Genomic DNA, 24,965 nt, shown 5'->3' on the forward strand with positions numbered 1-24,965 from the left:
TGAACGGCTGTGTGCAGGTCTGGCCGGTTCGTTCGATGCGGGATAAGGGAATTTTTTTCAACCTTACCGGGGAGGTTTTTTACAATGAAGAGGGTCGTCGGTTTCGTGATCGTCGCGCTTTTGTGCGGTTTTTTGCCGGGTACGTTGGTTTATGCGGAAATCGCTGAGAATCAGGGGCTTTTTCATCGGCAGATCAAGCTTTACACCGGCGATGCCCAGGACTCATATCTGCTTGTTTTCCCCGTCGAGGTGACGCAGCCGGGAAGGGTCGAATGCGAATTCAAGCTGCTGCGCCCCGATGAGGAACGTTACCAAAGGACCCTGGAAAAAATCCGTCAGGAGCGGGGCAAGGCCTTCATGTTCCGCTGGTCGTTGGTCGATTCCCGGTTTTTTGACCAGAAAAAACCGATGGAGCCCGGGAAATTTCAGCAGTGGCTGCAGGAAGCCAACAACTACAACCCGGTCGAATATCTTGCCGGCGACCAGATCCGCGGCATGGTCAGAGGCGCCAAGGCGGCACTCGATTTCGTGTTTGGCAAGAAAAAGAAGAAGCAGGCGCCGGTTTATCTGCACGGTTACAGCCAAAGCGTGAGGTTTCCGCACACGCCGGACAATCATGTCACGACCGGCCGCATGCGCCACGATATCGATTTCAACGAACTTGCACAGACCCAGGGGATGTATTTTCTGGTGCTGGAGAACTTCAGTCAGCTCACCCCCGAACTTGAAGTGAAGGTTTCCTTCCCGGGCAAGCAGCACCAGGTGGACAAGGACTTCCTGCTGCCGCGCGATCTCGGCATCACCGCATTGCAGGTTCATGGGGACCATGTCTATGTCGAGGTGCAAAATCTTGGCGAAGCCAGCTTGCCGCAGGAACTGTATACCCGCAAGGGCAAGGATGCTGCGACGCTGATGCTGTGGCTGGATGGCAAGAGCTGGGGGGGCGTTACCCTGGCGAGACTGGATCCGGCAAAAAATCTGCTCGAACCGGGTGGCAAGGCCGGCTATACCTTCAAGGTCGCGGTGGCCGACAACTCCGAAGTTGTTTCGAAGCTCACTCTGCCGAAATTCGAGGATGCCGATGCCGGCAACAACGAAAAAAAACAGCTTCGCAGGGCCTTGCTGAAGGGCCTGACCCCCATCAAGGAGTTGCAGCCCTGATCTGTGTCACTCGCGACTCCGAAAGGTCGGTCGCGTCTGGGGATTTAACCCGGGTTCTGCCGAGAGCGGTTTGCGTGAAAGCTCCGGCGCGCTGGAAGTATCGCGCGCCGGAGCTTTTTGTCTGGCGCGGACCGGGCCGGAGCCGCGCGATTCATGATCATCATTTTGCCGTGGACATGCAGGGGCTGCTGACTTAAAATACCGCTTTGCACACTGCGGCGATCTTCCTGCGCACCTTTCCGCTCATTCTCCTACTCAATCCATGACCACACTCCGCCTTCGGGCGGTTCTGTTTTTGAGCGGGAAAGAGCATGGCCGTGCCGGGCGGATGGCAATCTATAACCTTATAACATCAGCGAGTCGGAACCATGGATATTCTTTCGAAAGTAAGGGAACGTCACGCAGAAACCTACGATCTGCACAAAAAATATATCAACCCTCAGTTCGTGCGGGTGCTGGAGGTTATCGGCTTCAATCGCAACTACGTCAGCGGCAAGGGGGCACGCCTTATCGATTCCGACGGGCGCGAGGTGCTCGATTTCCTGGCCGGCTTCGGCGTCTTCAATATCGGGCGCAACCACCCCCTGGTGGCTCAGGTGCTGCATCAGATGCTCGATTCCGATCCGGCCAACATGGTGCAGATGGATCTGGGAGGCATTTCCGGCCTGCTGGCCGAGGCCCTGGCCAAAATCACGCCTGGCGATCTGGATGCGGTATTTTTTACCAACTCCGGAGCTGAAAGTGTGGAAGGGGCGCTGAAGTTTGCTCGCCAGGCGACACGTCGCCACAAGGTTGTGCACTGCCATCACGCCTTCCACGGACTGACCCTCGGGGCGCTCTCGGTCAACGGCAACCGTGAGTTCCGCGATTTTAACGAACCGCTGCTGCCCGGCTGTATCCAGGTGCCCTTCAACGATCTGGAGGCCCTGGAGCGCGCCCTGTCCGGCGGTGATGTGGCGGCGTTTATCGTCGAACCGATACAGGGCAAAGGGGTGTTCGTGCCGGATGACGATTACCTTCCCGGCGCCCGCCGCCTTTGTGACAAATACGGAACGCTGTTGATCGCTGACGAGGTGCAGACCGGTTTCGGGCGTACCGGCAAGATGTTCGCCGTCGATCACTGGGATGTGGTGCCGGATGTCATGGCGGTTTCCAAGGCGCTGTCCGGCGGGTTCGTCCCGGTTGGCGCGGTGATCACGCGGCGCTCGGTTCACGCCAGGGTTTTTGACAGCATGGATCGCTGTTTCGCCCACTCCAACACCTTTGGCCAGAACGATCTGGCGATGGCCGCCGGATTGGCGACCCTCGAAGTGCTGCAGAGTGAAAATCTCCCGGCACGGGCCGCCGAAACCGGGACCTACATTCTCGATGGTCTGCGCGAAAAAGCTCAGCGCTACGAGATGCTGCACGAAATACGGGGCAAGGGCCTGATGATCGGCATGCAGTTCGGTGAGCCCAGATCCCTGACACTCAAGGCTGGCTGGAAACTGGTGCATAAGATGAATGCGGATCTTTTCGGGCAGATGATTACCATGCCGCTGATGGAAAAACATCACATTCTGACTCAGGTGGCGGGCCACGGTCTCGATACCGTCAAGATTCTGCCGCCGCTGGTTATCGGGAAACAGGAGGCGGACATGTTCCTTGACGCCATGGAAACCGTTCTCAAGGACGTTCATCGGTTCCCCGGTTCGGCCTGGGCCACGACCAAGGACCTGGCCATGCGCACCATGAAGAGCGCCTGATCATGTTTGAAACCCTGCAGAACAGATTGCTGGCCGGGCTTTGGCACCTGATTTCCCGCGCGCCGCGCAGCGTTGTGTGGTGCGCGGTGTTTCTGGCCGCGGCATCGACACTGGTCTCGGTGCTGTTTTTGCGCCTTGACAGCGATCAGGACAAGCTTGTCTCCCGGGACCTGCCCTATCAGCAGCGCTATCTGGAAGTGCTGCGGAATTTCGGGGACCAGGAATATCTCTATGTCGTGATCCAGGCCGGGGCGGAAGAGCAGGGCAGAACCCGCGCCAGGGCCTTCGCCGATGCGCTGGCGACGCGTTTAAAAGCAGCTCCCGATCAGATCCAGGAGATTCACTACCGCACCACCGCCAGCGATCTTGGTCCACAAGCGCTTTACTACGCGCCGTTGAAGGAGGCAAAGAGCCTGGTCGGCATGACTTCGACCGTTGGTCCCGTGGCCATGGACTGGCTGCGCAGCGGTGAACTGGCGGATTTCATCCGCCGTGTCGGCAGTCTGCTCGACGGTGGCGTCCGGCATGGCGATGCGGCCGATCCGGCGTTGCTCGAGACAGCGCTTGGCGGTCTCGACGGCTTTGCCGACCGCCTCAATGCCGCCCTCGATGGCAAGGATCCCGGCGGTCCGGTGATCGATATGGCCAATCAGGGCAACCACTACTTTTTTACCGCTAACCAACGTCTCCTGATCATGCGTCTGCTGCCGGCCAAGGACTACGGCACCATGGACGTGATCGCCGGCCCTCTGGCGACAGTGCGCACCGCCCTGCGCCAGACCCGCGCGGAGTTTCCCGGCCTGCAGGCCGGCCTGACCGGGCGTCCGGTGCTGCAGGCCGATGAAATGGCCACCACCAACCGCGATATGACGCGGGCTTCGATCATTTCGGTGATTCTGGTGGGGCTGCTGTTCATGGTGGTACTGCATGGATGGCTGCGTCCGCTGCTGGTCATTTTCTGTCTGGGGCTGGCGATTGCCATGACCTTCGGCTTCACCACGGTGACTCTGGGGGTGCTCAATCTGCTGTCCATCGTTTTCGCCCTGGTGCTGGTCGGGATCGGGGTCGATTTCGGTGTGCATGTCGTTTTGCGCTACATCGAGGAACGCAAGGAAGGTAAAAGCGTCGAAGACGCGGTGCGCATTTCCCTGATGCAGACCGGTCCGGGAGTCATTGTCGGCGCCATTACCTCGGTTTGCGCTTTTTATGCGGTGCTGTGGTCCGACTTCACCGGCCTGGCGGAACTCGGTCTGATTGGCGGAACCGGCATTCTGATCTCGCTGGTGGTGATGCTCACCGTGCTGCCAGCTCTGCTGCTCATGGCGGGCCGTCGTCAGCTGTTCCCCAAATCCCTGCCGCATGTCACCAGCCTGCCGGTTCTGGGTCGTCTGTCCGCAAGGCCGGGACGGCTGCTGTCGATCCTGGCATTGTTCACTCTGCTTTTGTTGCCCGGGCTGTTCAGGGTCGGGTTCAATTACAATCTCCTTGAATTGCAGGCCAGGGGGCTCGAGTCGGTCGATTATGAAAAGCGCATGATCGAGGATTCCGACGAATCGACCTGGTTTGCGGTGTCGGTGGCTGACAGCGCGGCGCAGCTCGATGTCCTGGGGGAAAAATTCAAAGCGCTGCCGAGTGTCGGCAAGATTGAAAGCCTGGTCGATTATCTGCCCCGTAACCAGCAACGCAAGGCGGCCTTGTTCAGGCAGGCATCGGCGAATCTCGGCGCGATGCCACCGGTCGTGGCGGCCGCTGCCATCGATACGAAGTCGGTGCTCGAAGCACTGGACAGCTTGTCGGCGTCCCTCGACAACCTGGCGGAGAAACTGTTTGCGGCCGGCGCCGGAGAGGAACTCGCGCGGCTAGACCGGCTGATGGAAAAACTCGATGCGGTTTATGAAAAGCTGGCCGCGGATCCCCGCCTTGCCGCCAGGCTGACGCCGGTGCAGTCCCGCCTGCAGGCCGACGTCAGGGACGGTATCGGGCAGCTGCAGGCGTGGCTGGCGGCGGGTCCGGTGACAATCGATACTCTGCCAGCGTTTTTGCGATCCTTGTTTATCGGTCGTGACGGTAGCATGCAACTCAAGATCACGCCGCGCCACGATATCTGGAAGTTCGCCAACCTGAAGACTTTCATCCGGGACTTGCGCAGCATCGACCAGCGGATTACCGGCGTGCCTGTCAGTGTTTATGAATCCGCACAGTTGATGAAAAGGACATTTCTGTCCGCCGCCATTGTAACGCTGGCACTGGTCAGCGTGCTGCTCTGGATCAGTGGTCGTTCCCTGCGCTATGTGCTGCTGGCCCTCCTGCCGCTGTCGGTCGGCATGATCTGGTTGCTGTCGCTGATGGGATGGCTGGGGCTGGATTTCAATCTGGCCAACTTTTTCGCCATCCCCATTCTGATAGCCGTCGGGGTTGACGGCGGGGTGCATTGTCTTGCACGCTGGCAGGAATTGCGCAACGGCTGTCTGTTTTCCACCACGACGCCGACGGCGGTGGCGCTGAGCTTCACCACCACCATGATCGGTTTCGGCGGGTTGCTGTTCGCCCATCACCGTGGCCTGGCCAGCCTGGGCTGGGTCATGGTGCTCGGTTCGCTGACCGGGATGCTGAGTTGCCTGCTGGTTCTGCCGGCGGCGCTCAAGCTTTTCCGCTACGGGCAGTCCCTGGACAAGGAGTCGTGATTTCGATGCGAAAATTGCTGATCGCAATGCTGTTGGTAATCGCCGTCGTCGGTTATGCGCAGGGTGCCGAACCCTTCGACTTTGTGGTGATACAGCCCGGGCAACCCGGTTCGTCGCAGGATGCGCAACCGGTCATGGATGCATTGGCCGCCTACCTGCGGGACAAGCTTGGCGGTTCGGTCACCGTCAGGGGGCACTACTTCAACGAAGCCTCGGCGGCTTCGGCTTTTCTCGCCACGCACCAGCCACGCTGGGGGATCGTATCTCTGGGCTATTTCCTGACTTACCACGGTGCAGGTTGCCTGGTGCCGCTGGCCGCAACCAGGCCCGGCGGCGCCGACAGCGATGTCTGGCGGTTGATGGTGGTCCAGGACGGGCCGGATGACTGGCGTGCCGTAAACGGGAGCGTCGAGGGCACGATGCTGTTTCAGCCACAGGTCGCGGCGCGCCTGATGTTCCGGCGCCCTGTCGGGGGAATGCCCTTCGCTCTCAAGGGGACCTTTCGCCCGCTGAGTTCCCTGCGAAACCTGTCCCGGGGCAAGGGGGCCGGGGTGATTCTGGACAAACCCCAGTTCGATGCAATCCAGGCTCTGCCCCAGTCTTCCAGGCTCAAGGTCATTGCGGCTTCCGATGCGCTTCCGACGCCGGCCGTGGTGAGCTTTGGACCGCCGGGCAAACTGCATGCCAGGCTTTACAAGGTATTGCAGTCCATGAAACAGGATCCCGCCGCGGCCGATCTGCTGAAATTGTTGCAGACCGACGGTTTCGGCCCGCCCGATGCGCGTCTGAAAACGTTGAAGGGAAAAGGCCTATGAAGCTTGTGATTCCGATGCTGTTTGGGGTAGTATGCGTGCTTTCCGGTTGCGCGTCGGGCCCATCCACAGCGCCGCAACGGAGTATCGATGCGTCCGCGGCCCGACCCGGAGCTTTTGACCTCTGGCAGGACTGCGATATGGCGGACGCCGAAGCCTGGCGTCTTGCTGCCCCCGGGATGCCGATGCGGCCCTGAGCGGCGCTGCCTGCCATGCTTTTTTGGTGGAGCAGGGGCAGGGAGATCTTAAAACCGCCGAAGCCGGGCGACGACTCGCCCAACAAGCTGTCGACGCTTTGCCCAAAAGCGCCGAAGCGCATTATCTGCTCGCTTACCTGTCCGGCCTGGAGGCACAGCGCAATCCCCTGAAGGCCCTGGCGCTGGTGCCGGTCATCGAGAGGGAGGCGCTGGCCGCCCTGAAGCTCAACCCGGCGCTTGACGAGGCCGGTCCAGCCCGCATGCTCGGGGACCTTTACCTGCAGGCGCCGGCTTTCCCGGTGAGCATCGGGGATCCCGCGCTGGCCGTCGACTACTACGAACAGGCCGTGGAATTGGCTCCCGATCAGTCCGAAAATCGCCTGGGGCTTGTCGACGCACTGCTCACGGAGGGGCGTCCTGCCGATGCCTGCCGTCAGTTGCAGCGTTTCTGGAAGGGCCTGATTCCAGGCGAAAGCTCCAGCGGTCCGTGGGAGCGGGGACTGGAGCTGCAAGGGCGCATGTGTGAGGCTTTGCAGGAAGAGTGATCGATGTAAATCTCAGTGTCTCTGGCTGACGCAGGATACCTGTCCGGTTGCTCGGAACGGGGATGTCCTGCGTCGCTGTGTTTTGCCGTCGCGATATCGACCGCGCGACCATCGGGCCAGGTCCACCGGCGTCCGAATTTCCGGATGGCCGAGCGCCGGCCAGAATTCATGTCTCAAGGAGATCTGCTTTGGGTGTTCCTTTTATCCAGAAAGCCCGTATCGGGGGCTATATTTGCAGGCAGTTGGCCAAAGGCAACCGCCGTTTTCCCCTGGTGTTGATGCTTGAGCCGCTGTTTCAGTGCAATTTGCGCTGCAAAGGCTGCGGAAAAATTTCCCATCCGCCGGAGATCATGAACCGCCGCATGACCGTTGAGGAGTGCGTGGCCAGGGCCGAAGAGTGCGGTGCCCCCATCGTTTCCCTGCCCGGGGGTGAACCGCTCATGCATCCGGACATCCATTTGATCGCCCGGGAACTGATCGCCCGTAAACGTTTTGTGTATCTTTGCACCAATGCATTGTTGGTGGAAAAGCGGCTGGCGGATTTCGAGCCGTCGCCCTACCTCACCTTCAATGTTCACCTGGACGGTCTGCGGGACAAACACGATACCCTGGTCAATCGCAATGGCGTCTTCGATCAGGCGGTGCAGGCCATTCGGCGACTGGTCGCCGATGGCTACCGGGTGACAACCAACACGACCTTTTTTGGCGACGAGACCCCGGAAAGCGCGGCGGCCCTGTTTGATTTTCTCATGTCCCTGGGCGTCGAAGGCATGACGGTGGCGCCGGCTTTCAATTATGAAAGTGCCGAGGAACAGGATAATTTCCTCGGTCGCGAGGGCAGCTGCAAGCTGTTCCGCGCCCTGCTGCCGCAGGCCCGCAAACGCGGCTGGCGCTTCAATCACAGCAGCCTGTACCTCGATTTTCTGGCGGGCGGGCAGCAGTACGCCTGTTCCCCCTGGGGAACGCCTGCCGCCAACATTTTCGGTTGGCAGCGCCCCTGTTATCTTCTCAACGACGGCTACGTTGGCAGTTTCCGTGAACTGATGCAGGATACCGACTGGGAAAGCTACGGAACGGCAGGGGATGCGCGCTGCGCCGATTGTATGGTACACTGCGGATTCGAGCCAAGTGCGGTGGTGGATGCGGCGCTGCATCCGCTCAAGGCATTGGGGGTTTTTCTGCGTGGCGCCGGCAATTGATGCCCCTTTGAGGGGCGTCGTTATTTTCGGGAGTGGAGGCATGGGTGGCTTCACGTTGCGCTGATGCGGACCGTCATCTCGGCATGGTGGTGGCTCTGCCCGCCGAGGCCAGAGCCCTTCTCGGCAGGCAGCGGTGGATAAGGCGCGGTGGTTTTGCCATCTATGAAAGCCGCGGACCGTCATCCGTGAAGACCACCTGGGCGTGCTGCGGGATCGGTCACCAGCGGGCCGCCGCCGCCGCCGCTTTTCTGGTTGAACAGGGCGTGACCCGTCTTGGTATTGCCGGAGTTTCCGGCGGACTGGACTCCGGGCTGGCCAGCGGCGATCTGATCGCTGCCAGAGGCGTTACCGATGAGGCCGGTTGTCTATGGCCGGCGGATCGACAGCTGTGTGCGTGGCTTGTTTCCAGCCTCGGTAATGAGGCCCGTTGCGGACTTGTCCTGACCACCAGCGAACCGCTGCTGACCACCCGGCGGAAAGCCTCCTGGCAAGCCCGCAGCGAGGCGCTGGCAGTCGATATGGAAAGCGCCGCCGTCGCCAATGTCGCGACCGTTGCGGGTAAACCGTTTTTTGTGTTGCGAGCGGTCTGCGATGATGCACGGCGCTCGGTGCCTCCGGCGTTGCTGCATCTGGTGGATGAGCAGGGCCGTCCCCGGCTGTTATGGATTGCGGCTCGCCTGGTGCGGCAGCCGTCCTTGCTGCCTGAGCTGCTGCGCATGCAGGGGGATTTCGGCCGCGCGCTGAAGGCGTTGCGGCGTGGCTGGCGGGCATGTTGCGCTTCGGACGCCCCGTATTTCGATAAGGAGTGATGATAAATGGCTGATCCAATCAAGGACGGTGATGTAATCCGGGTGCGGTATACCGGCCGCGACCAGAATGGCGAAGTCTTCGACACCACCGACGGGCGCGGGCCCTTTACTTATGTGGTCGGTTCCGGCGCCGTCATGCGGGGTTTCGATGCGGCGGTGCTTGGTTTGCGAGCCGGTGAGCGTACTCGCGTAATTCTCGCGCCGGACCAGGCTTACGGAGCGCGTAACGAGGAGTGTGTCATCAGTATTCCCCGTAGCAGTGTTCCGGCCCGCCTGAATATTGTGCCTGGCATGCAGTTGAAACTGCCTCTGCAGGGGGGCAAGGCGATGACGGCTACCGTCACCAAAATTACCAGGGAACTCATCCGCCTCGACGGCAACCACCCCCTGGCGGGAAAAACCCTGACGTTCGATATAGAAATCGTGGCTACCGGCCTCAGGCCGACGGAACTGTTCGCATCGTAGCCTGTTTTACCCGGCCGCTTCTGAGCGGAAACGCAAGAGGCGGGCATTTCGCAATGGGAGATACAATGCTGCCGCATGCTGTGGGGGCATTTCTCGACCATCAGACCAAGGAGACGAGGAAAAATGGCGGAAATCATCCAGACTGGAGATACCATCAGCGTTAACTACACCGGGCGTTTCGAAGACGGCCAGGTGTTTGACTCTTCCGAAGGGCGCGCGCCCCTCAAATTCACTGTCGGTTCCGGACAACTCATCAAAGGGTTTGACGATGCCGTGGTGGGGCTTAAACAAGGCGATAAAACCACTGTCACGATCGAGGCCAAGGACGGCTACGGCGAATACCGGGACGATCTGGTCATTGCCGTCCCCAAAGCCAACGTTCCCGAGAATCTTGAGATCGAGATCGGCAAGCGCTTTCATCTGCGCGATCAGAGCGGCCGTCCGGTGCCGGCCGTGGTTGTTGAAATTACTGAAGAAGCCGTGAAGCTGGATGCCAATCATGCGATGGCCGGCAAGACCCTGATATTTGATATCGAAGTGGTCGAAACCGGATTGCAGGCCGAGGCGCCTCAGGCCGCTTCCCACTGTGGTGACGGCAGCAACGGTTGCCGGGGTTGCGGTCAGCACTGAGTGGTGGACGCAAGCAGGATAAGCATATTTGCGGAGCCGGCATATTCCGGCTCCGTTTTTTAATGCCTGCAAGCGGGAGAAAAATATGAATTCCATGGTCATTTGATTTTGCGTTTTTGCCGGCCGTGTCACGGCAGGCCGCCCTAAAAAATATTGTTTTTCGATAACTACCATACGATCCAGCCGGGACGTCCCGCCGGCATCAGAGGCATGTCCCTGCCGCTGCATTGAAACTGGCCTGCGGGCGACCTGCCTGCAGTCGCCGGTGGCCGTGGCTGATTCAGGATGTTATGCTATAAATGTTTTCGAGACCCGTTCGGATGAGCCGTTGGCAATGGATGGCAGGCGCGCATGGGGCAGGGATGCGGGATGGATAAAGAAGAGGCGATTCAGGTACAGTCTGGGGAAACTTCCGCGGCACAGGGCGATACGCCTGACGGTTTTGGCACGGCGCGCTGGGGAGGCCGGCGACTGTTCGGTCTGGTATGCGGGCCGGTTTTGTTCGCGTTGATGATGCTGCTGCCCGAGACTGTCAGCCTTTCGCCAGAGGCCCGCAAAATGGCGGCTATCGCTCTGCTGATGGCGACCTGGTGGATGTGCGAGGCGATTCCGATTCCAGCCACCGCGCTATTGCCGCTGGTGCTCATGCCTCTGTGCGGATTGCTGCCGATGAAGGAGGCTGCGGCTCCCTATGCCAGCGAACTGATTTTTCTGTTCATGGGCGGATTTCTGATCGCCCTGAGCATGCAGCGCTGGAATCTGCACCGGCGCATCGCGCTGCTGGTGGTGAGCTGCTTCGGGTTCGCCCCGGACCGGCTGGTGCTCGGGTTCATGGTGGCCAGCGCCGGACTGTCCGCCTTTGTTTCCAATACGGTAACGGCGCTGATGATGATGCCCATCGGCATGGCGGTCATCCAGCATGTGATTGCCGAGGGGCGGCGCACGGGAAATGATGCGGAGATCGATTTTTCTCCGGGGAAATTCGCTTTCGGTGCCAATCTGATGCTCGGCATCGCCTACGCCTGCTCCATCGGCGGCATCGCCACCCTGATCGGCACGCCGCCGAACACGGTGCTGGCCGGATACCTGAAGCATGCCTACGGCTACGAGATAACCTTTGCCCGCTGGATGATGGTCGGCGTGCCCCTGTCGATCGTGATGCTGGCGGTGTGCTGGGTCTGGTTGACCCGTTTTGCCAATCCCATGCGGCTTGAGCAGGTTCCCGGCGGCCGCCATCTGATTCAGGCGGAACTGCGCCGCCTCGGCCCGATGGATGCCGGGGAGATCGTCACCGCCGTGGTATTCGGCTGTACCGCCGCCGCCTGGATTTTGCGGGAAACGGTGGCCGGTTTCTGGCCGGCGCCATCCATGATCAGCGATGCGGTGATCGGCATGACCGGCGGCTTGCTGCTGTTTGTGATTCCCGTAGGCCGGCGTGGCGAGTTCGCCATGAATTGGGAATGGGCTGGCCGTCTGCCATGGGGCATGCTGCTGTTGTTTGGCGGTGGCCTGTCCCTGGCCAACGGGTTCGAAAAGACCGGCCTGTCGGGCTGGCTGGCGGGCCGCATCGAACTGCTCAGCAATGCGCCGCTGCTGATTCTGGTGCTGGCCGTTACCGTATTGATTATTTTCCTCACCGAACTGACTTCCAACACCGCCACCGCCGCCATGTCCATGCCGGTGCTCAGCGCCGTGGCTTTGGGGTTGGGCGAAAACCCCCTGCTGCTACTGGTGCCCGCCGCCCTGGCGGCATCCTGTGCCTTCATGCTGCCGGTCGCAACGCCGCCCAACGCCATTGTTTTCGGCTCGGGCAGCGTGACCATGCCGCAGATGATCAAGAGCGGCTTGGCCCTCAACCTTATCGGCATCGTGCTGATCACGCTGCTTACCTACGGCCTTGCGGTGCCGCTGTTCGATATTGTCTTCGGCCAGCTGCCGGCATGGACATCCTCTGCCTGGCGGTGATTCGCAGGTTGCCGCAGACCCCTTCCTGATTTTTTTTCAGAACATCACGCGACCGGCCGGCTTACCGCTCCGGTTTGACATTTCGTCCCTGACGGCGACAATTCTAGAAAGTGTCCATCTGCAAACCACGGATGGATGCGCTGCGTTTTGCATTCTGACAACAAGCCTTTTACGGATAAAAACGGGAAAAGTTGCTGCCATTTCAGACTTTGATGGCGATCAGGGAGGATACTGCCATGCTGGATGCTTTTACTTATGCTGACACATACGGTCCCGCCAGGATCATCTACATCCACGAACCGCGCATTACCCTGAAGGGCGTGCTGGTAATCGACAATGTCGCTGTTGGCCCCGCCATTGGCGGTCTGCGCATGGCGCCGGATGTAAATGTCGGAGAATGTTTCCGTCTGGCACGGGCCATGACCCTTAAAAATGCCGCTGCCGGGCTGGCCCACGGTGGCGGCAAGTCGGTGCTTTATGGTGATCCGAAAATGCCGGCGCGGGACAAGGAATGCCTTATTCGTGCCATGGCCTGCGCCTTGCGCGATTGCCAGGACTATATCTTCGGCCCGGATATGGGCACCGATGAAACCTGCATGGGCTGGATCCGGGATGAAATTGGCCGGGCCGTGGGTTTGCCCGAATCCCTTGGCGGCATCCCCCTTGACAAGATCGGCGCGACGGGGTGGGGCGTGCGGCATGCGGTGGAAGTCGCGGCGCCGGTAGCGGGTTTCGATCTGTCTGGCGCGCGGGTCGTGGTGCAGGGGTTCGGCGCCGTGGGACAGCATGCTGCCCGTTTTCTAAGTGGGACGGGCGCCGTGCTGGTCGGGGCCGCGGATACCAGGGGGACCTTGTACGATCCGCAGGGGATCGATGTCGGTGCCCTGATGGATCTGAAGAATCTGGGCAAGAGTGTTGTCGATTACCCCAAGGGCCAGAAACTGGACCGGGACGCGGTCATCGACCTCGAGTGCGAGGTCTGGATCCCGGCGGCACGCCCCGATGTGATCAACGAAGCCAATGTCGACCGGTTGCGCACCCGACTCGTTGCCCAGGGTGCCAATATCCCCGTAACCGCCGCGGCGGAAAAAACCTTGCATGAGCGCGGCGTTCTGTGTCTGCCCGATTTTATCGCCAATGCCGGTGGCGTGATCTGTGGGGCGCTTGAATATCACGGCGGCTGGAAGGGTCTGGTGTTCGACGTGGTGGCGGAGAAAGTTCGCGCCAACACCGAGCAGATGCTGCGCCGGGTCCGGCAGGAGGGGCGTTTGCCGCGCGATATTGCTGTCGATATGGCTCTGTCCGTTCTGCGCAAAGCCATGGCGACGCGCCGCTGGTCGATTTACTGAGCGCCGTCGAGGCAGGAACCGAGGCGAAGATGTATCGAATCCGTTTTCATGGCCGTGGCGGCCAGGGAATCAAGACTGCAAGCCGCATCCTCGGCAGTGCCCTGTTCATCGAAGGGTTCGAGGTGCAGGATGCTCCTCGCTATGGCGCCGAGCGGCGCGGCGCGCCGATATTCGCCTATGTGCGGGCGGATCGGGTACCCATCCATGAGCGGGGAGTGATTCACCAGCCCGACCTGCTTGTGGTGGCGGATGAAACCCTGTTGGCAATCTCCACCGGGCAGGTGCTGGAGGGGGTCGCCGAAAACAGCGTGGTGCTGATCTTGTCTGGCAGGCCACAGTCATGGTGGGAACGGCATCTTGCGTGCCGTGGACGTATGATCGTGCTGGAGTCTTCCCGGTGGACCAATGGCGTGCCCGCGGGAGCGGTTTGCGCGGGGGCCGCGGCCGCGCTGCTTGGCACGGTATCTCCGAGGGCGCTGATCGCGGCGGTGGAGCAGGAACTGGGTGATCACGACCCTGCCGTGGTGCGGCGTAACCGTGATGCCATCCTGAAAGCTTATGACGCGGTCGGTTCGCTGCGCGGCGTGGTTACGGCGGGGGTTGAACAAACGTCTGCGCCGGACTGGGTCGAGGTGCCTCTGGATGCGGTCGCCATCGGTGCGCCGGTGATCCACGGCGGCCCAACCAGCCAGTTGGTCAAAACTGGGCTGTGGCGCACCCATCGGCCGGTTATCGACAGTAAGAAGTGCCACCGTTGTTTGAAGTGCCGCGCCTTGTGTCCGGAAAACGTCATCACCGCGGCAGAAGACGGACTGCCGGTCATCGATTACGATCATTGCAAGGGGTGTCTGGTGTGCGCGGCCAGTTGCCCCTTAAAGGCGATTCGTGTGATCCCGGAGGCGCAGGCCGGAAAGGAGCAGGATGCGTGAACTTCTGACCGGAAACAAAGCCGCGGCCTGGGGGGCTCGCCTGGCGGATGTGGATTACCTGCCGGTGTTCCCCATCACTCCCCAGACCGAGATCATCGAAACTTTGGCCGAATGGATCGATCATGGCCGGATCGATGCGCGACTGACAATCCTGGAGTCGGAGCATTCCATGGTGACTGCCGCCGGTGCGGCGGCGGCCACGGGGGTGCGGGTGTTTACCGCGACCTCCAGTCAGGGGCTGCTGTATGCCATGGAGATGCTCTACAATCTGGCCGGTTGGCGGGTGCCGCTGGTGCTGGTGAATGTTTCCCGCGGCCTGTCCGCGCCAATTACCCTGGAACCGGATCACAACGACGTGCTTGCGGCGCGGGACTGCGGTTTTCTGCAATTGCATTGTACGACCTGTCAGGAGGTTCTCGACAGCGTGCTGCTGGGATATCGACTGGCAGAGGATATGCGGGTGCGTTTGCCGGTGCTGGTCAACCTGGACGGTTTTTATCTGTCCTTTACCCGTGAACCGGTGGAGATCCCGTCCGCGGAACAGGTACGCGCCTTTTTGCCGCCTTTCCACCCTGGCTCCAACAGATTTGCCGGCGGCACGCCGGTCAGCCAGGCAGTGGCGGTGCTGGGGGGAACTCCTTACTCCTATTTCCGCTACCAGGCGCATCTGGCCTCCCTTGAAGCCGGACGGATTTTCGGCCGGATCGCGCAGGAATTCGAAGCGCGGTTCGGACGCTCCTTCGAGGCGGTGGAGGACTATCACTGCGATGATGCCGAAATTCTGTTTGTCATGATAGGCTCATTTGCCAGCAAGGCCCGCGCGGCCGTCGACAGCCTGCGCGCCTCGGGGCAGAAGGTCGGCCTGGTGCGGCCGCGTCTGTTGCGACCTTTTCCCGTGGCATCCCTGGTCCGGCTGTTTGAAGGCAAGGCGGGGGTGGCAGTGGTCGACCAGAATCTTTCCAATGGTTCCGGTGGCATTCTGCACACCGAATTGGCGGCTGCGCTCTATCCCCTGTCGAAAAGGCCACTGCTGGTCAGCTTTGTCGGTGGTCTGGGCGGGCGCGACATTACCGCCGGCGAATTTTTCGCCATGCACGATGTGGTGCGCCGGGCTGTGGGGACGGGGCAGGCGCCGCCGCCGCGGTTGTTGTTCACCAAAGATGAGCTGGCGGCCGTGCGGCATATGCAGGACATAGCGGCCGGCACGGGAGAAACATCATGACTGAATCCGCAGACAAACGGTGCGGCAGTGCCAAAACCGGCACGCTTGCGCCCGGCACGCCCATGTGCGCCGGTTGCGGCGGGTTGCAGGCATTGCACCAGATTTACGATCTGCTCGGCGACAGGACCGTATTTGTCAACGCCGCCGGGTGCATGACCCTGCTTTCCATCTATCCGTATACGCCGTTTCCCGGTTCCTGGCTGTATACCGCCATGGCCTGCGCTCCCGCCGGAGCCCAGGGGATTCGGGATGCTCTCGACCTTTTATTGTCCAAAAAGAGAATCAGGACAAAGCAGGATCTGTTACCGGTGGTGCTGACCGGCGACGGTGCGGCTTACGGCATCGGACTTTCCGCGACTTCGGCGGCCATCGACCGCGGCCTTGATTTTCTCTATATCTGCTACGATAACGAGGGTTACGGCAATACCGGACACCAGTCCTCGGCGGCGACGCCAACCGGGGCGCGTACCGCCACCAGCCGTGTGGACGGTTTCGCGGGCATCAAAAAGGACCTATTTTCCATCTGGTGTGCCCATCGCCCGGCCTACGTGGCCACCGCCATCGGCAGTGAACCGGCCGATCTTTCGAAAAAGGTCAAGAAAGCCTTGAGTTTGCGTGGACCGCGTCTGCTGCTGGTGCTGGCCCCCTGCCCGACGGGGTGGGGGTTCGAACCGGCGCGCATGGTCGATATCGGCAAACTGGCGGTCGAGACCGGCAGTTGGCCCCTGAAGGAGTATGTGGACGGAATGATACGGCACACCCATATCCCCTCCCGAAGGGTTCCGCTTGAAGATTACCTCTGTCTGCAGGGGCGCTTCCGGCACTTGTTCAAGCCGGTGCGGGAAGATGAAAGACTGAGTGGACTGCAACATCGGGTGGATGATTACTGGGCGAATCTCAAATAGGAACATTCCCTGAAACGGAGATGGCATATGGGTAATACGGGCAGCAGTTATTATCATTGCGGCGGTTTGGAACCTCTCAGGGGGGAAACCATACCGGAACATTTTGCCGGCGTCGCGAAACGTTTCTCTACCCGGGAAGCCATTGTTTCCAGACATCAGAAAAGGCGATTGAGTTACGGGCAATTGGCGGCCGAGGCCGATCGTCTGGCCCGTGGCTTGCTCGGCATGGGCTACCGACGCGGCGACCGTATCGGCGTGTGGGCCACCAACAGCATCGAATGGCTGTTGCTGCAGCTCGCCATGGCGCGCATCGGCGTGGCCCTGGTGGCCATCAACCCGGGGTATAAGGAGCAGGAGATCGCCTATGCCTTGCAACACTCCGAAGCGCATGGTGTCTTTGTCATGCCGTCCTTCCGATCCAGCGATTATGTGCGGATGCTCGGTTCCATACTTCCGGGGCTGCACAAGAGCGGCCTTGTTCCGGAAGCGGATGCTTTTCCCCATTTGCGCAGGGTTGTTCTGTTCAACCCCTGCAATCCCGCATCGACCCGCCGGGGCCTGCCGGGAATGACGGTCTGGTCGGAGGTGCTTGCGGCGGCGGACAAGGTCTCACAAGAAGACCTAGAAGCGGCCACCGCCACCCTCGATCGCGATGACACCATCGCGCTGCTTTACACCTCCGGTTCCATGGGCTCGCCGAAAACCGCGGTTCTTTCCCACCACAATATCCTCAACAACGCCTGGTTTACCGCCCGGCGCATGGCCTTTACCGAAGCCGATCGGCTCTGTGCGCCGGTGCCGTTCCACCACTGTTTCGGCATGGTTCTGGCCAACCTGGTTTGCATGGCGGTGGGCGCCTGTGTCGTGTTGCCGGAAGAATATTTCGATCCACTGGCCACCCTGGAGGCCATCGAGGCCGAGGCCTGTACCACCCTCTACGGGGTGCCCACCATGTTCCTGGCGCAGGTGGAACATCCGGGCCGCAGCTGCTTTGATCTGAGCAGCCTGCGCACCGGCATCATGGGCGGCGCTCCCTGTCCGCCGGCGCTGGTGCGACGGGTCATGGACGAATTGCATTGTCCCGGCATTCTCATCGGTTATGGCATGACGGAGGCCTCGCCTCTGACCCACCTCACCGCGCCGGAGGATCCCCTGGCAAACCGTCTGGAAACCGTCGGGCGCAATCTGCCCCATCAGGAGGTCAAACTCATCGATCCGGAGAGCGGCGCCACCGTGGCCACGGGAGAGGTGGGTGAGGTGTGTTTTCGCGGCTATCATGTCGCCAGGGGGTATTACGCCGATCCGGCGGCAACGGCCGAGGGGATCGATGCCGCCGGCTGGCTGCGTTCGGGCGATCTGGGGACCATGGATGCCGACGGTTATGTGCGGATAACCGGGCGCCGCAAGGAAATCATCATCCGCGGCGGCGAAAATATCTGCCCCTGGCAGATCGAACAGCATCTGCTTACGCATCCCAAAGTGGCTGAAACGGCGGTTTTCGGCATCCCCGATGATTTTTATGGAGAGCAGATCATGGCCTGGGTGCGACCGGAAAGCGGCGAGACGGTGGACGAAGAAGAACTCAGGAGCTATTGCAAGGCCGGCCTGGCCCATTTCAAGGTGCCCCGGCATATCTGGATCGTGGATGAATTCCCCAAAACCGGCAGTGGCAAGCTGCACAAACCACGTATGCGGGAAATGACCATGGATCGTTTGAAAAAAGGATGATGTTCACGGTTATCCGCTGGATTGAATTCGACGGGCCGGGGCCTTCAACGCATGAGGGCCCCGGCCGCATTTGTGGGTGAATTCTGGGAATCTTCAGATTTTGCCGTCGTCCTTTTCGCGGATTTCGACCCGACGGATCTTGCCGCTGATGGTTTTGGGCAGCTCCGGGACGAATTCGATGATGCGCGGGTATTTGTAGGGCGCGGTGACGTTTTTGACGTGGCTCTGCAGTTCTTCGATCAGCGCGTCGCCGGCCGCGTAGCCTTTGCTCAGCACGATGGTCGCCTTGACCACCTGGCCCCGGTCCGGGTCCGGCACCCCGGTAATGGCGCACTCCAGCACCGCGGGATGTTCCATCAGGGCGCTTTCGACTTCGAAGGGGCCGATGCGATAGCCGCTGCTTTTGATGACATCGTCGGCGCGGCCGACAAACCAGTAGTAGCCGTCCTCGTCCCGCCAGGCCATATCGCCGGTGTGATAGTAGCCGTCGTACCAGACCTCGGCGGTTTTGGCCTCGTCCCGGTAGTATCCCGGGAAAAGCCCCAGAGGCCTGCCGGCTTTGGTGCCGATAACGATTTCGCCCTCCTCACCCACGTCGCAGGGGCGGCCGTCGGCACTGAGCAGATCGATATCGTAGAGGGGACAGGGTTTGCCCATGGACCCCGGTTTGGGCTCCATCCAGGGCCAGGTGGCGATAGTGACCACCAGCTCTGTCTGGCCGTAGGCTTCCATGAGCTTGAGCCCGGTGTACTTGAGAAACCGCTCGTAGACTTCCGGATTGAGGGGTTCACCGGCGACCACGCAGTATTTCAGGCCGGAAAAATCGTACTGTGACAGATCTTCCTTGATGAGGAAGCGGTAGATGGTCGGCGGCGCGCAAAAGGTGGTGACCCCGTAGCGGGCGGCCATGGCCGCCATCGATGCGGCGTTGAACCTGTCGTAGTCGTAGACGAACACCGCGCTGCCGCACAGCCACTGGCCGTAGATTTTGCCCCACACCACCTTGGCCCATCCGGTGTCGGCCACCGTGTAATGCAGGCCGTCGTCCATGTTGTTCTGCCAGTACCTGGCGGTCAGGATATGCGCCAGCGGGTAGACCATGTCGTGATGGATCAGTTTCGGGTAGCCGGTGGTGCCGGAGGAAAAATAGGCCAGGCAAACATCCTCGTTGCAGGTATCCAGCTCTTTTTCGGGCCGCCGGAATTCCGAGGGCGCCCTTTCAAGTTCGTTCTGGAAATCGATCCAGCCTTCCCGCGGTTCTCCCAGCAGCAGTTTGTGCCGGATTCTGCCGCCGGTCTGCCGCTGGCCTTCCTCGATATGCTCCACAAGGCCGTCGTCGGCGACGCTCACGATCATGGGGATGGAGGCCACCTCCACGCGGTATTTGATGTCCTTGGCGGTGAGCATGTGGGTGGCGGGGGTGGCGATGGCGCCGATCTTGTGCAGCCCCAGCAAACAGAACCAGAACTCGAAGCGGCCCTTGAGGATCAGCATCACATGGTCGCCTTTTTGGATGCCGTAACCGCGGAACAGATTGGCGGCCTTGTCGCTGTAGTGTTTCAGGTCGGCGAAGGTGAAGGTGCGGTCATTGCCATGGTCGTCACACCATACCAGGGCCCGTTTGTGCGGTTGCTCGGCGGCATAGACGTCGACCACGTCGTAGGCGAAGTTGAAATTCTCCGGGATGCGGATGGACAGATGGTCCCGGAAATCCTCGTAGGAATTAAATTCGGTCCGGTTGACGAACCGGTCCAGAAGACAAGACATGGTTCCTCCTCAGAACGGCACGGCTGGTGGCCAGGGCCAGAAGACTGCGCGCCGAAATTACAGGATGATGGCCAGAAACTTCGCCGGGCGACCATCCAGGGCCTCCATGGCGTGTTCATAATTGGCGTCGAAGTAAATTGAATCTCCGGCTTCCAGTTCGACTTCGTTGTGATGGATATGGATCTTGATCCGGCCTTCCAGCACCAGATTGAATTCCTGGCCGGGATGGGTGTTTTTTTGTGGCTTGCTGCCGTCCGGCCGGGGCTCGACACTGACCAGGAACGGTTCGGCCTTTTTGTGGACGAAATTGGCGGCCAGGCTCTGGTAGCTGTACTGGCTGCGGCGTTCGACCGCCACCCCCTTGTCCTTGCGGGTCACGGTAAAGATATGCATGCGCGGCATGTCGCCGGTCAGCAGCAAACCCATGTCGACCTGCAGATCGGTGGCGATCTTGTAAAGGATGCTGGCGGGGATGTCCTCGCTGCCGTTTTCGTAGCGCTGATAGGTTAAAATTGGCAGATTGAGGCTTTCCGCCATCTGCTCGACGGATATTTCGGACAATTCGCGCAACTCCCGCACGCGCGAGGCAATTTCGCGGATTTTCTGCTGCATGCTCGGCTCCCTTCTGAATGCCCGGCCGGGGACAGGCCACATGGGCCAGTCTGGCATGAACGGTTGACTCTCGCTTTATCAGGGGTTATTCGCAGCCGTAATCGCGGCCGTAGTTTTCCATTACGAAATCGATATCCTTGTCGCCGCGCCCGGACAGATTGACCAGGATGGTCTGTTCGGAAGGCAGGGTGGCGGCGAGTTTCATGGCGTACGCCACGGCGTGGCAGCTTTCCAGAGCCGGGATGATGCCCTCCACCCGGGAAAGCTCGAAAAACGCGTCGATGGTGTCCTTGTCACCTGCGGTTACGTAGTTGACCCGCTTGAGGTCCTTGAGGAGGCTGTGCTGGGGGCCGACGCCGGGATAATCCAGACCGCTGGCCACGGAGTATACCGGCAGCGGTGCGCCGTTTTCGTCCTGCAGCATATAGGAGCGGAAACCGTGCATGACGCCGGGTTTCCCCAGGGACAGGGTGGCGGCGTGGTCGCCGTCGTTCAGGCTTCGGCCGGATGGCTCGACCCCGAAGATGGCCACGTCCTGGTCGTCGAGAAAGGCGGTGAACAGGCCGATGGCGTTGGAGCCGCCGCCGACGCAGGCCACCAGGTTGTCCGGCAGGGCGCCGGTTTGTTCCAGAAACTGCTGGCGGGCTTCGATGCCGACGATCTCCTGAAAATCCCGTACCATCATCGGAAAAGGGTGGGGGCCGACCACCGAGCCGATAGCGTAAATCTGCCGGACCGGATCTTCGAGATAGGCCTCGAAGGCCGCATCGACGGCATCCTTGAGGGTGCGGGTGCCGCGCGTTACCGGCACCACCCTGGCGCCCAGAATTTTCATGCGCGTGACATTGGGCCGCTCCTTGGCGATATCGACCTCGCCCATGTATATATGGCATTCAAGGCCCACCAGCGCCGCGGCGGTGGCCAGGGCCACTCCGTGCTGACCGGCCCCGGTTTCGGCGATAAGGATCTGTTTGCCCATGCGCTTGGCCAGCAGGGCTTCGCCGAGACAATGGTTGATTTTGTGGGCGCCGGTATGGTTGAGGTCTTCCCGTTTCAGGAAAATCCGTGCGCCGCCGATCTTGCGGGACAGGTTGCGGGCATAAAACAGCGGACTGGGTCTTCCCACATAATGCCGGTAAAGAGACTGCAATTCTTCAACAAAGGAAGGATCCTGCTGGATCTGCAGATAGGCTTCGGTAATCTCATCCATGACTTTCTGCAGCTGCTCGGGGATGAAGCTGCCGCCATATTCGCCAAAATAGCCTTTACTGTCGGGCAGCGGTATGTCTTTCAGGGTATGGCTCATGATGTACTCCATTGCAACAGGTTTGCACAGTTGGAAAGGATGACGGAATAAAGCATAAAAGCTAGCGGAACAGCGTTTAAAGATCAATCACTAATTCGTTGCCGGAGTCTCGATTGAAGGCGGCAACGAGGGCGGATCAGTGCCGGTTTGTGTAAGGCGACGGGGGGCGAAATGCCGGTAAATTATACATGATGATGGCGCTGGCGATGCAGGCCATGCCAGCCACGGGCCACAAACCTGGCGATTCTCCGGGCAGCAGCAGCCAGCTGAGCAGGGCGCCGCAGACCGGAATCAGGAATTTCCACAGATTGAGTTCGGATACCTTGACGCCGGGTCGGCGCAGCAGGGTGAACCACAATGAAAAGGCGGCCGCCGAAAGGAAGGCAAGCCACGCCAGCGATACCCAGAAGGGCCAGGGCAGGGTGGCCGGCAGCGCGCCTTCCAGCGGGCGGGACAGGCACCACAGGGCGAATCCGCCAATGAACAGTTGCGCCGAGTTGAGAAACAGGGGGTGCAGGCTGGTTGTGTGACGTGCCACCAGAATATTGCCCATGGCCCCAGCGGTGTTGGAAAGCAGCAGGATGGCGATGCCCGCCAGTTCCATCAGGCCGGTGGCGGAACGCCATGGCAAGCGGCTCAGGCTCAGTATCGCCACCCCGGCCAATCCCAGCAGGATGCTGCAGGTTTTGGCCCGGTTCATGCGGTCGCCGGTCATCAGGAAGTGGGCAAGAACGGCGGCCACCAAAGGCGATGCGCCAACGACCATGGCCGCCAGGGCGCCGGGGACCAGGGTCATGCCGATATAGAACAGGCCATAAAGGGTAAAGGTCTGAAAAAATGCTATCCATGCGATCAGTCGCAGGTGCCGCAAGGTGTCGCGAAGTGTCGGCCGGTGCGGCCACCACAACGGCACCAGCAGCAGGCCCGACAGCATGAAACGGATGCCGGCAAAGGCCAGCGGGCCGGCATATTGCAGGCCGGTTTTGACGCCGACGAAGGCGGTGGACCACAACAGGCAGGCGGTCACGGCCAGCAACGGGGTGCTCGTCAGGCGATGGTCCTTCATGGGCTTTCTCCTTTGCAGCACATGGGCGTGGCGCCATCCTGAACCATTGGCGCAATCTTGGCAACAAGGTTCGTTCCGAAACGGCTCCCGTTATGCTGCGCGCGGGTGTTTCAACTTGCCATTAAAAAAGCCCCCCGCTTGCGCGGGGGCTGCTTACCGGAGGATTAGGTATGGTTGGTTAATGCTCTGGTAAGAGGGTGCGGCGTCTCAGCCCTGTACGACGCGGCGGGCGGCACGCTTGATGTTGACCAGGTTGCGGAAGCTGACCTGGTCGGAAGTGATGTTGTTGCCCTGGGGGCCGCAACCGAGGGTCAGCGACGGGATCAGGACGTTGAACAGGCCGCCGATGGCGCCGTGGCTGGTGGGCGAGTTGAACACGACGCGGTTGGCGTCAACGCGGCTGGCGAAATCGATGCACAGGGCGTCGTTGGCGGAGTGGATGCCAGCGGTGTGGCCGGCGCCGCCTTTTTTCAGCAGTTCGACGCAACGCTCGATGGCGGCTTCCTGGCCGTCGACGATCATGTAGCCAAGGGAGGGGCTGAGTTTTTCGCGGCTCATGGGCTCTTCGTTCTGGGTGCCCTTGAGGGGACCAACAACCAGGGCCTCAGTGTTTTCGGGCACGGAGAAGCCGGCCATTTCTGCAATTTTGGCGGCGGGCAAGCCAACGACCTTGCCGGAGACCACGTAGCAGTCACCGAAGTAGAGTTTTTCCAGCTTGGCTTTTTCTTCGTCATTGCAGATATAAGCGCCGAGTTCCTTCAGCTTGGCGATGGCTTTTTCGGCGGTTGCGGGGTTGTCGAAGATCAGGTTCTGCTCGGATGCGCAGACAACACCATGGTCGAAGTTTTTGGACAGCAGCACGTCGGCCATGGCCTGGTCGAGGTCGGCATCGCTGGCGACATACACAGGGCAGCCGCCGGCGCCGACGCCGTAGGCGGGGTTGCCGGAGCTGTAAGCGGCCTTGACCATGGCGCCGCCACCGGTGGCCAGAATAACGGCAACGCCAGGGTTGGTCATCAGGGCGTTGGTGGCTTCGATGGAAGGCTGCTCGATGTACTGAATGCAGTCTTTGGGGGCGCCTGCGGCGATCGCGGCTTCGAGGGCCAGATCCGCGGTTTTGGCGGAGCATTTCTGGGCGCGGGGATGGAAGCCGAGGATGATCACGTTGCGGCCTTTGAGGGCCGAAAGGATCTTGAAGCTTACCGTCGAAGTGGGGTTGGTGGTCGGAGTAACGCCAGCGATGACACCGTAAGGCTCGGCGATTTCGATGATGTCGTTTTCGTCCTTGACGACGCCGACGGTCTTCACGCCTTTCATGTCGTTCCAGATGACGGTGGAGCCGAAGTGGTTTTTGATCACTTTATCTTCGTACTTGCCGAGGCGGGTTTCCTCAACAGCCATTTTGGCCAGTTCTTCCTTGTTTGCCTCGATCGCTTTGGCAACCGCTTCGCAGATGGCGTCGGTCTGTTCCTGGTTGAGCTTTTTCATCTCGGCCAGGGCGACCTGGGCCTTTTCAACCATCTGGTCAATGACTTGTTTTGCGTCCATGGTGTTCCTCCTAGATTTGGTTGGAAAATTACCTGCAACAAAGTGCTTCAATGCAGCCAGGTCATCGGGACAAGGCCGTGGAGATCTTCAACCGTCGGATCAAAACGCGGTCCGAAGCGAGGCTTTCGGGCAGAATACCCCCTTCAATCCACAATCTGTCTGCTCTGTCTGTAGATTGCGATGGATCCTTGATTCCGCGCTTTCAGGATGCAACCTTCTAGGAAGATTCAGGGTTAAAGTCAAGACAAAAAGGTAAAAAAATACCTTATATCGAAAAAAATATTTCGCGAGAAAAATCATCCAACCGCAGGAAAGACAAGG

The 24,965-nt window shown here is 60.4% G+C and carries 20 protein-coding genes; 15 read left to right on the forward strand and 5 right to left on the reverse strand.

Features of this window, described 5'->3' with window-relative positions:
- The first annotated feature begins 84 nt into the window (after positions 1-84).
- The 15 genes from A6070_RS04890 to A6070_RS04965 all read left to right on the forward strand — a co-directional run bounded on the left by A6070_RS04890 (position 85) and on the right by A6070_RS04965 (position 18,345).
- Positions 85-1,161: a hypothetical protein gene (locus A6070_RS04890; RefSeq protein ID WP_072287302.1), complete on the forward strand. Its 1,077-nt coding sequence runs from the start codon at positions 85-87 to the stop codon at positions 1,159-1,161.
- A gap of 368 nt (positions 1,162-1,529) precedes the next feature.
- Positions 1,530-2,906 (forward strand): aspartate aminotransferase family protein, encoded by a 1,377-nt coding sequence (locus tag A6070_RS04895; protein WP_072287303.1) that lies wholly within the window; start codon positions 1,530-1,532, stop codon positions 2,904-2,906.
- 2 nt (positions 2,907-2,908) lie between these two features.
- Positions 2,909-5,590, forward strand: a complete 2,682-nt coding sequence (locus A6070_RS04900; protein WP_072287304.1) for an MMPL family transporter — start codon at positions 2,909-2,911, stop codon at positions 5,588-5,590.
- Positions 5,591-5,595: 5 nt separating this feature from the next.
- Entirely contained in the window at positions 5,596-6,405 is an 810-nt protein-coding gene (locus A6070_RS04905; protein WP_072287305.1) for a substrate-binding domain-containing protein, read from the forward strand.
- A gap of 220 nt (positions 6,406-6,625) precedes the next feature.
- Positions 6,626-7,144 carry a tetratricopeptide repeat protein gene (locus A6070_RS04915; protein ID WP_236718924.1) on the forward strand — a complete coding sequence of 173 codons (519 nt, stop codon included), beginning with the start codon at positions 6,626-6,628 and terminating at the stop codon, positions 7,142-7,144.
- Between the two features lie 188 nt (positions 7,145-7,332).
- The gene (hpnH, locus tag A6070_RS04920) at positions 7,333-8,343 is read left to right on the forward strand and encodes an adenosyl-hopene transferase HpnH (RefSeq protein WP_072287307.1); all 1,011 of its coding nucleotides are present in this window, start codon (positions 7,333-7,335) and stop codon (positions 8,341-8,343) included.
- A gap of 44 nt (positions 8,344-8,387) precedes the next feature.
- Positions 8,388-9,152 carry a phosphorylase family protein gene (locus tag A6070_RS04925; protein ID WP_072287308.1) on the forward strand — a complete coding sequence of 255 codons (765 nt, stop codon included), beginning with the start codon at positions 8,388-8,390 and terminating at the stop codon, positions 9,150-9,152.
- A gap of 6 nt (positions 9,153-9,158) precedes the next feature.
- Entirely contained in the window at positions 9,159-9,617 is a 459-nt protein-coding gene (locus A6070_RS04930) for an FKBP-type peptidyl-prolyl cis-trans isomerase (RefSeq protein WP_072287309.1), read from the forward strand.
- Positions 9,618-9,740: 123 nt separating this feature from the next.
- Positions 9,741-10,247, forward strand: a complete 507-nt coding sequence (locus A6070_RS04935) for an FKBP-type peptidyl-prolyl cis-trans isomerase (protein ID WP_072287310.1) — start codon at positions 9,741-9,743, stop codon at positions 10,245-10,247.
- A 369-nt stretch (positions 10,248-10,616) separates the two neighbouring features.
- Positions 10,617-12,212, forward strand: coding sequence for an SLC13 family permease (locus A6070_RS04940; RefSeq protein ID WP_072287311.1), 1,596 nt, complete (start codon positions 10,617-10,619; stop codon positions 12,210-12,212).
- A gap of 236 nt (positions 12,213-12,448) precedes the next feature.
- Positions 12,449-13,561, forward strand: a complete 1,113-nt coding sequence (locus A6070_RS04945; RefSeq protein ID WP_072287312.1) for a Glu/Leu/Phe/Val family dehydrogenase — start codon at positions 12,449-12,451, stop codon at positions 13,559-13,561.
- 29 nt (positions 13,562-13,590) lie between these two features.
- Positions 13,591-14,490 carry a 2-oxoacid:acceptor oxidoreductase family protein gene (locus A6070_RS04950; RefSeq protein ID WP_072287313.1) on the forward strand — a complete coding sequence of 300 codons (900 nt, stop codon included), beginning with the start codon at positions 13,591-13,593 and terminating at the stop codon, positions 14,488-14,490.
- Positions 14,483-15,712, forward strand: coding sequence for a pyruvate synthase (locus A6070_RS04955; protein WP_072287314.1), 1,230 nt, complete (start codon positions 14,483-14,485; stop codon positions 15,710-15,712). The genes A6070_RS04950 and A6070_RS04955 overlap by 8 nt, the downstream gene beginning before the upstream one ends.
- Complete coding sequence (locus A6070_RS04960; protein ID WP_072287315.1) at positions 15,709-16,617, forward strand: thiamine pyrophosphate-dependent enzyme; 909 nt, start codon at positions 15,709-15,711, stop codon at positions 16,615-16,617. The genes A6070_RS04955 and A6070_RS04960 overlap by 4 nt, the downstream gene beginning before the upstream one ends.
- A gap of 27 nt (positions 16,618-16,644) precedes the next feature.
- The gene (locus A6070_RS04965) at positions 16,645-18,345 is read left to right on the forward strand and encodes a fatty acid CoA ligase family protein (RefSeq protein WP_072287316.1); all 1,701 of its coding nucleotides are present in this window, start codon (positions 16,645-16,647) and stop codon (positions 18,343-18,345) included.
- Between the two features lie 93 nt (positions 18,346-18,438).
- Here A6070_RS04965 and A6070_RS04970 read toward each other — a convergent pair whose 3' ends face one another.
- The 5 genes from A6070_RS04970 to A6070_RS04990 all read right to left on the reverse strand — a co-directional run bounded on the left by A6070_RS04970 (position 18,439) and on the right by A6070_RS04990 (position 24,644).
- Complete coding sequence (locus tag A6070_RS04970; RefSeq protein ID WP_072287317.1) at positions 18,439-20,112, reverse strand: AMP-binding protein; 1,674 nt, start codon at positions 20,110-20,112, stop codon at positions 18,439-18,441.
- A gap of 57 nt (positions 20,113-20,169) precedes the next feature.
- Positions 20,170-20,724: a helix-turn-helix domain-containing protein gene (locus tag A6070_RS04975; protein WP_072287318.1), complete on the reverse strand. Its 555-nt coding sequence runs from the start codon at positions 20,722-20,724 to the stop codon at positions 20,170-20,172.
- A gap of 85 nt (positions 20,725-20,809) precedes the next feature.
- Positions 20,810-22,030: a tryptophan synthase subunit beta gene (trpB, locus tag A6070_RS04980; protein WP_072287319.1), complete on the reverse strand. Its 1,221-nt coding sequence runs from the start codon at positions 22,028-22,030 to the stop codon at positions 20,810-20,812.
- 136 nt (positions 22,031-22,166) lie between these two features.
- Positions 22,167-23,096, reverse strand: coding sequence for a DMT family transporter (locus A6070_RS04985; RefSeq protein ID WP_072287320.1), 930 nt, complete (start codon positions 23,094-23,096; stop codon positions 22,167-22,169).
- A 207-nt stretch (positions 23,097-23,303) separates the two neighbouring features.
- Complete coding sequence (locus A6070_RS04990; protein ID WP_072287321.1) at positions 23,304-24,644, reverse strand: aldehyde dehydrogenase family protein; 1,341 nt, start codon at positions 24,642-24,644, stop codon at positions 23,304-23,306.
- Positions 24,645-24,965: the final 321 nt, after the last annotated feature.

The sequence above is a fragment of the Syntrophotalea acetylenica genome (genome assembly GCF_001888165.1).
Classification (GTDB): Bacteria; Desulfobacterota; Desulfuromonadia; order Desulfuromonadales; family Syntrophotaleaceae; genus Syntrophotalea; species Syntrophotalea acetylenica.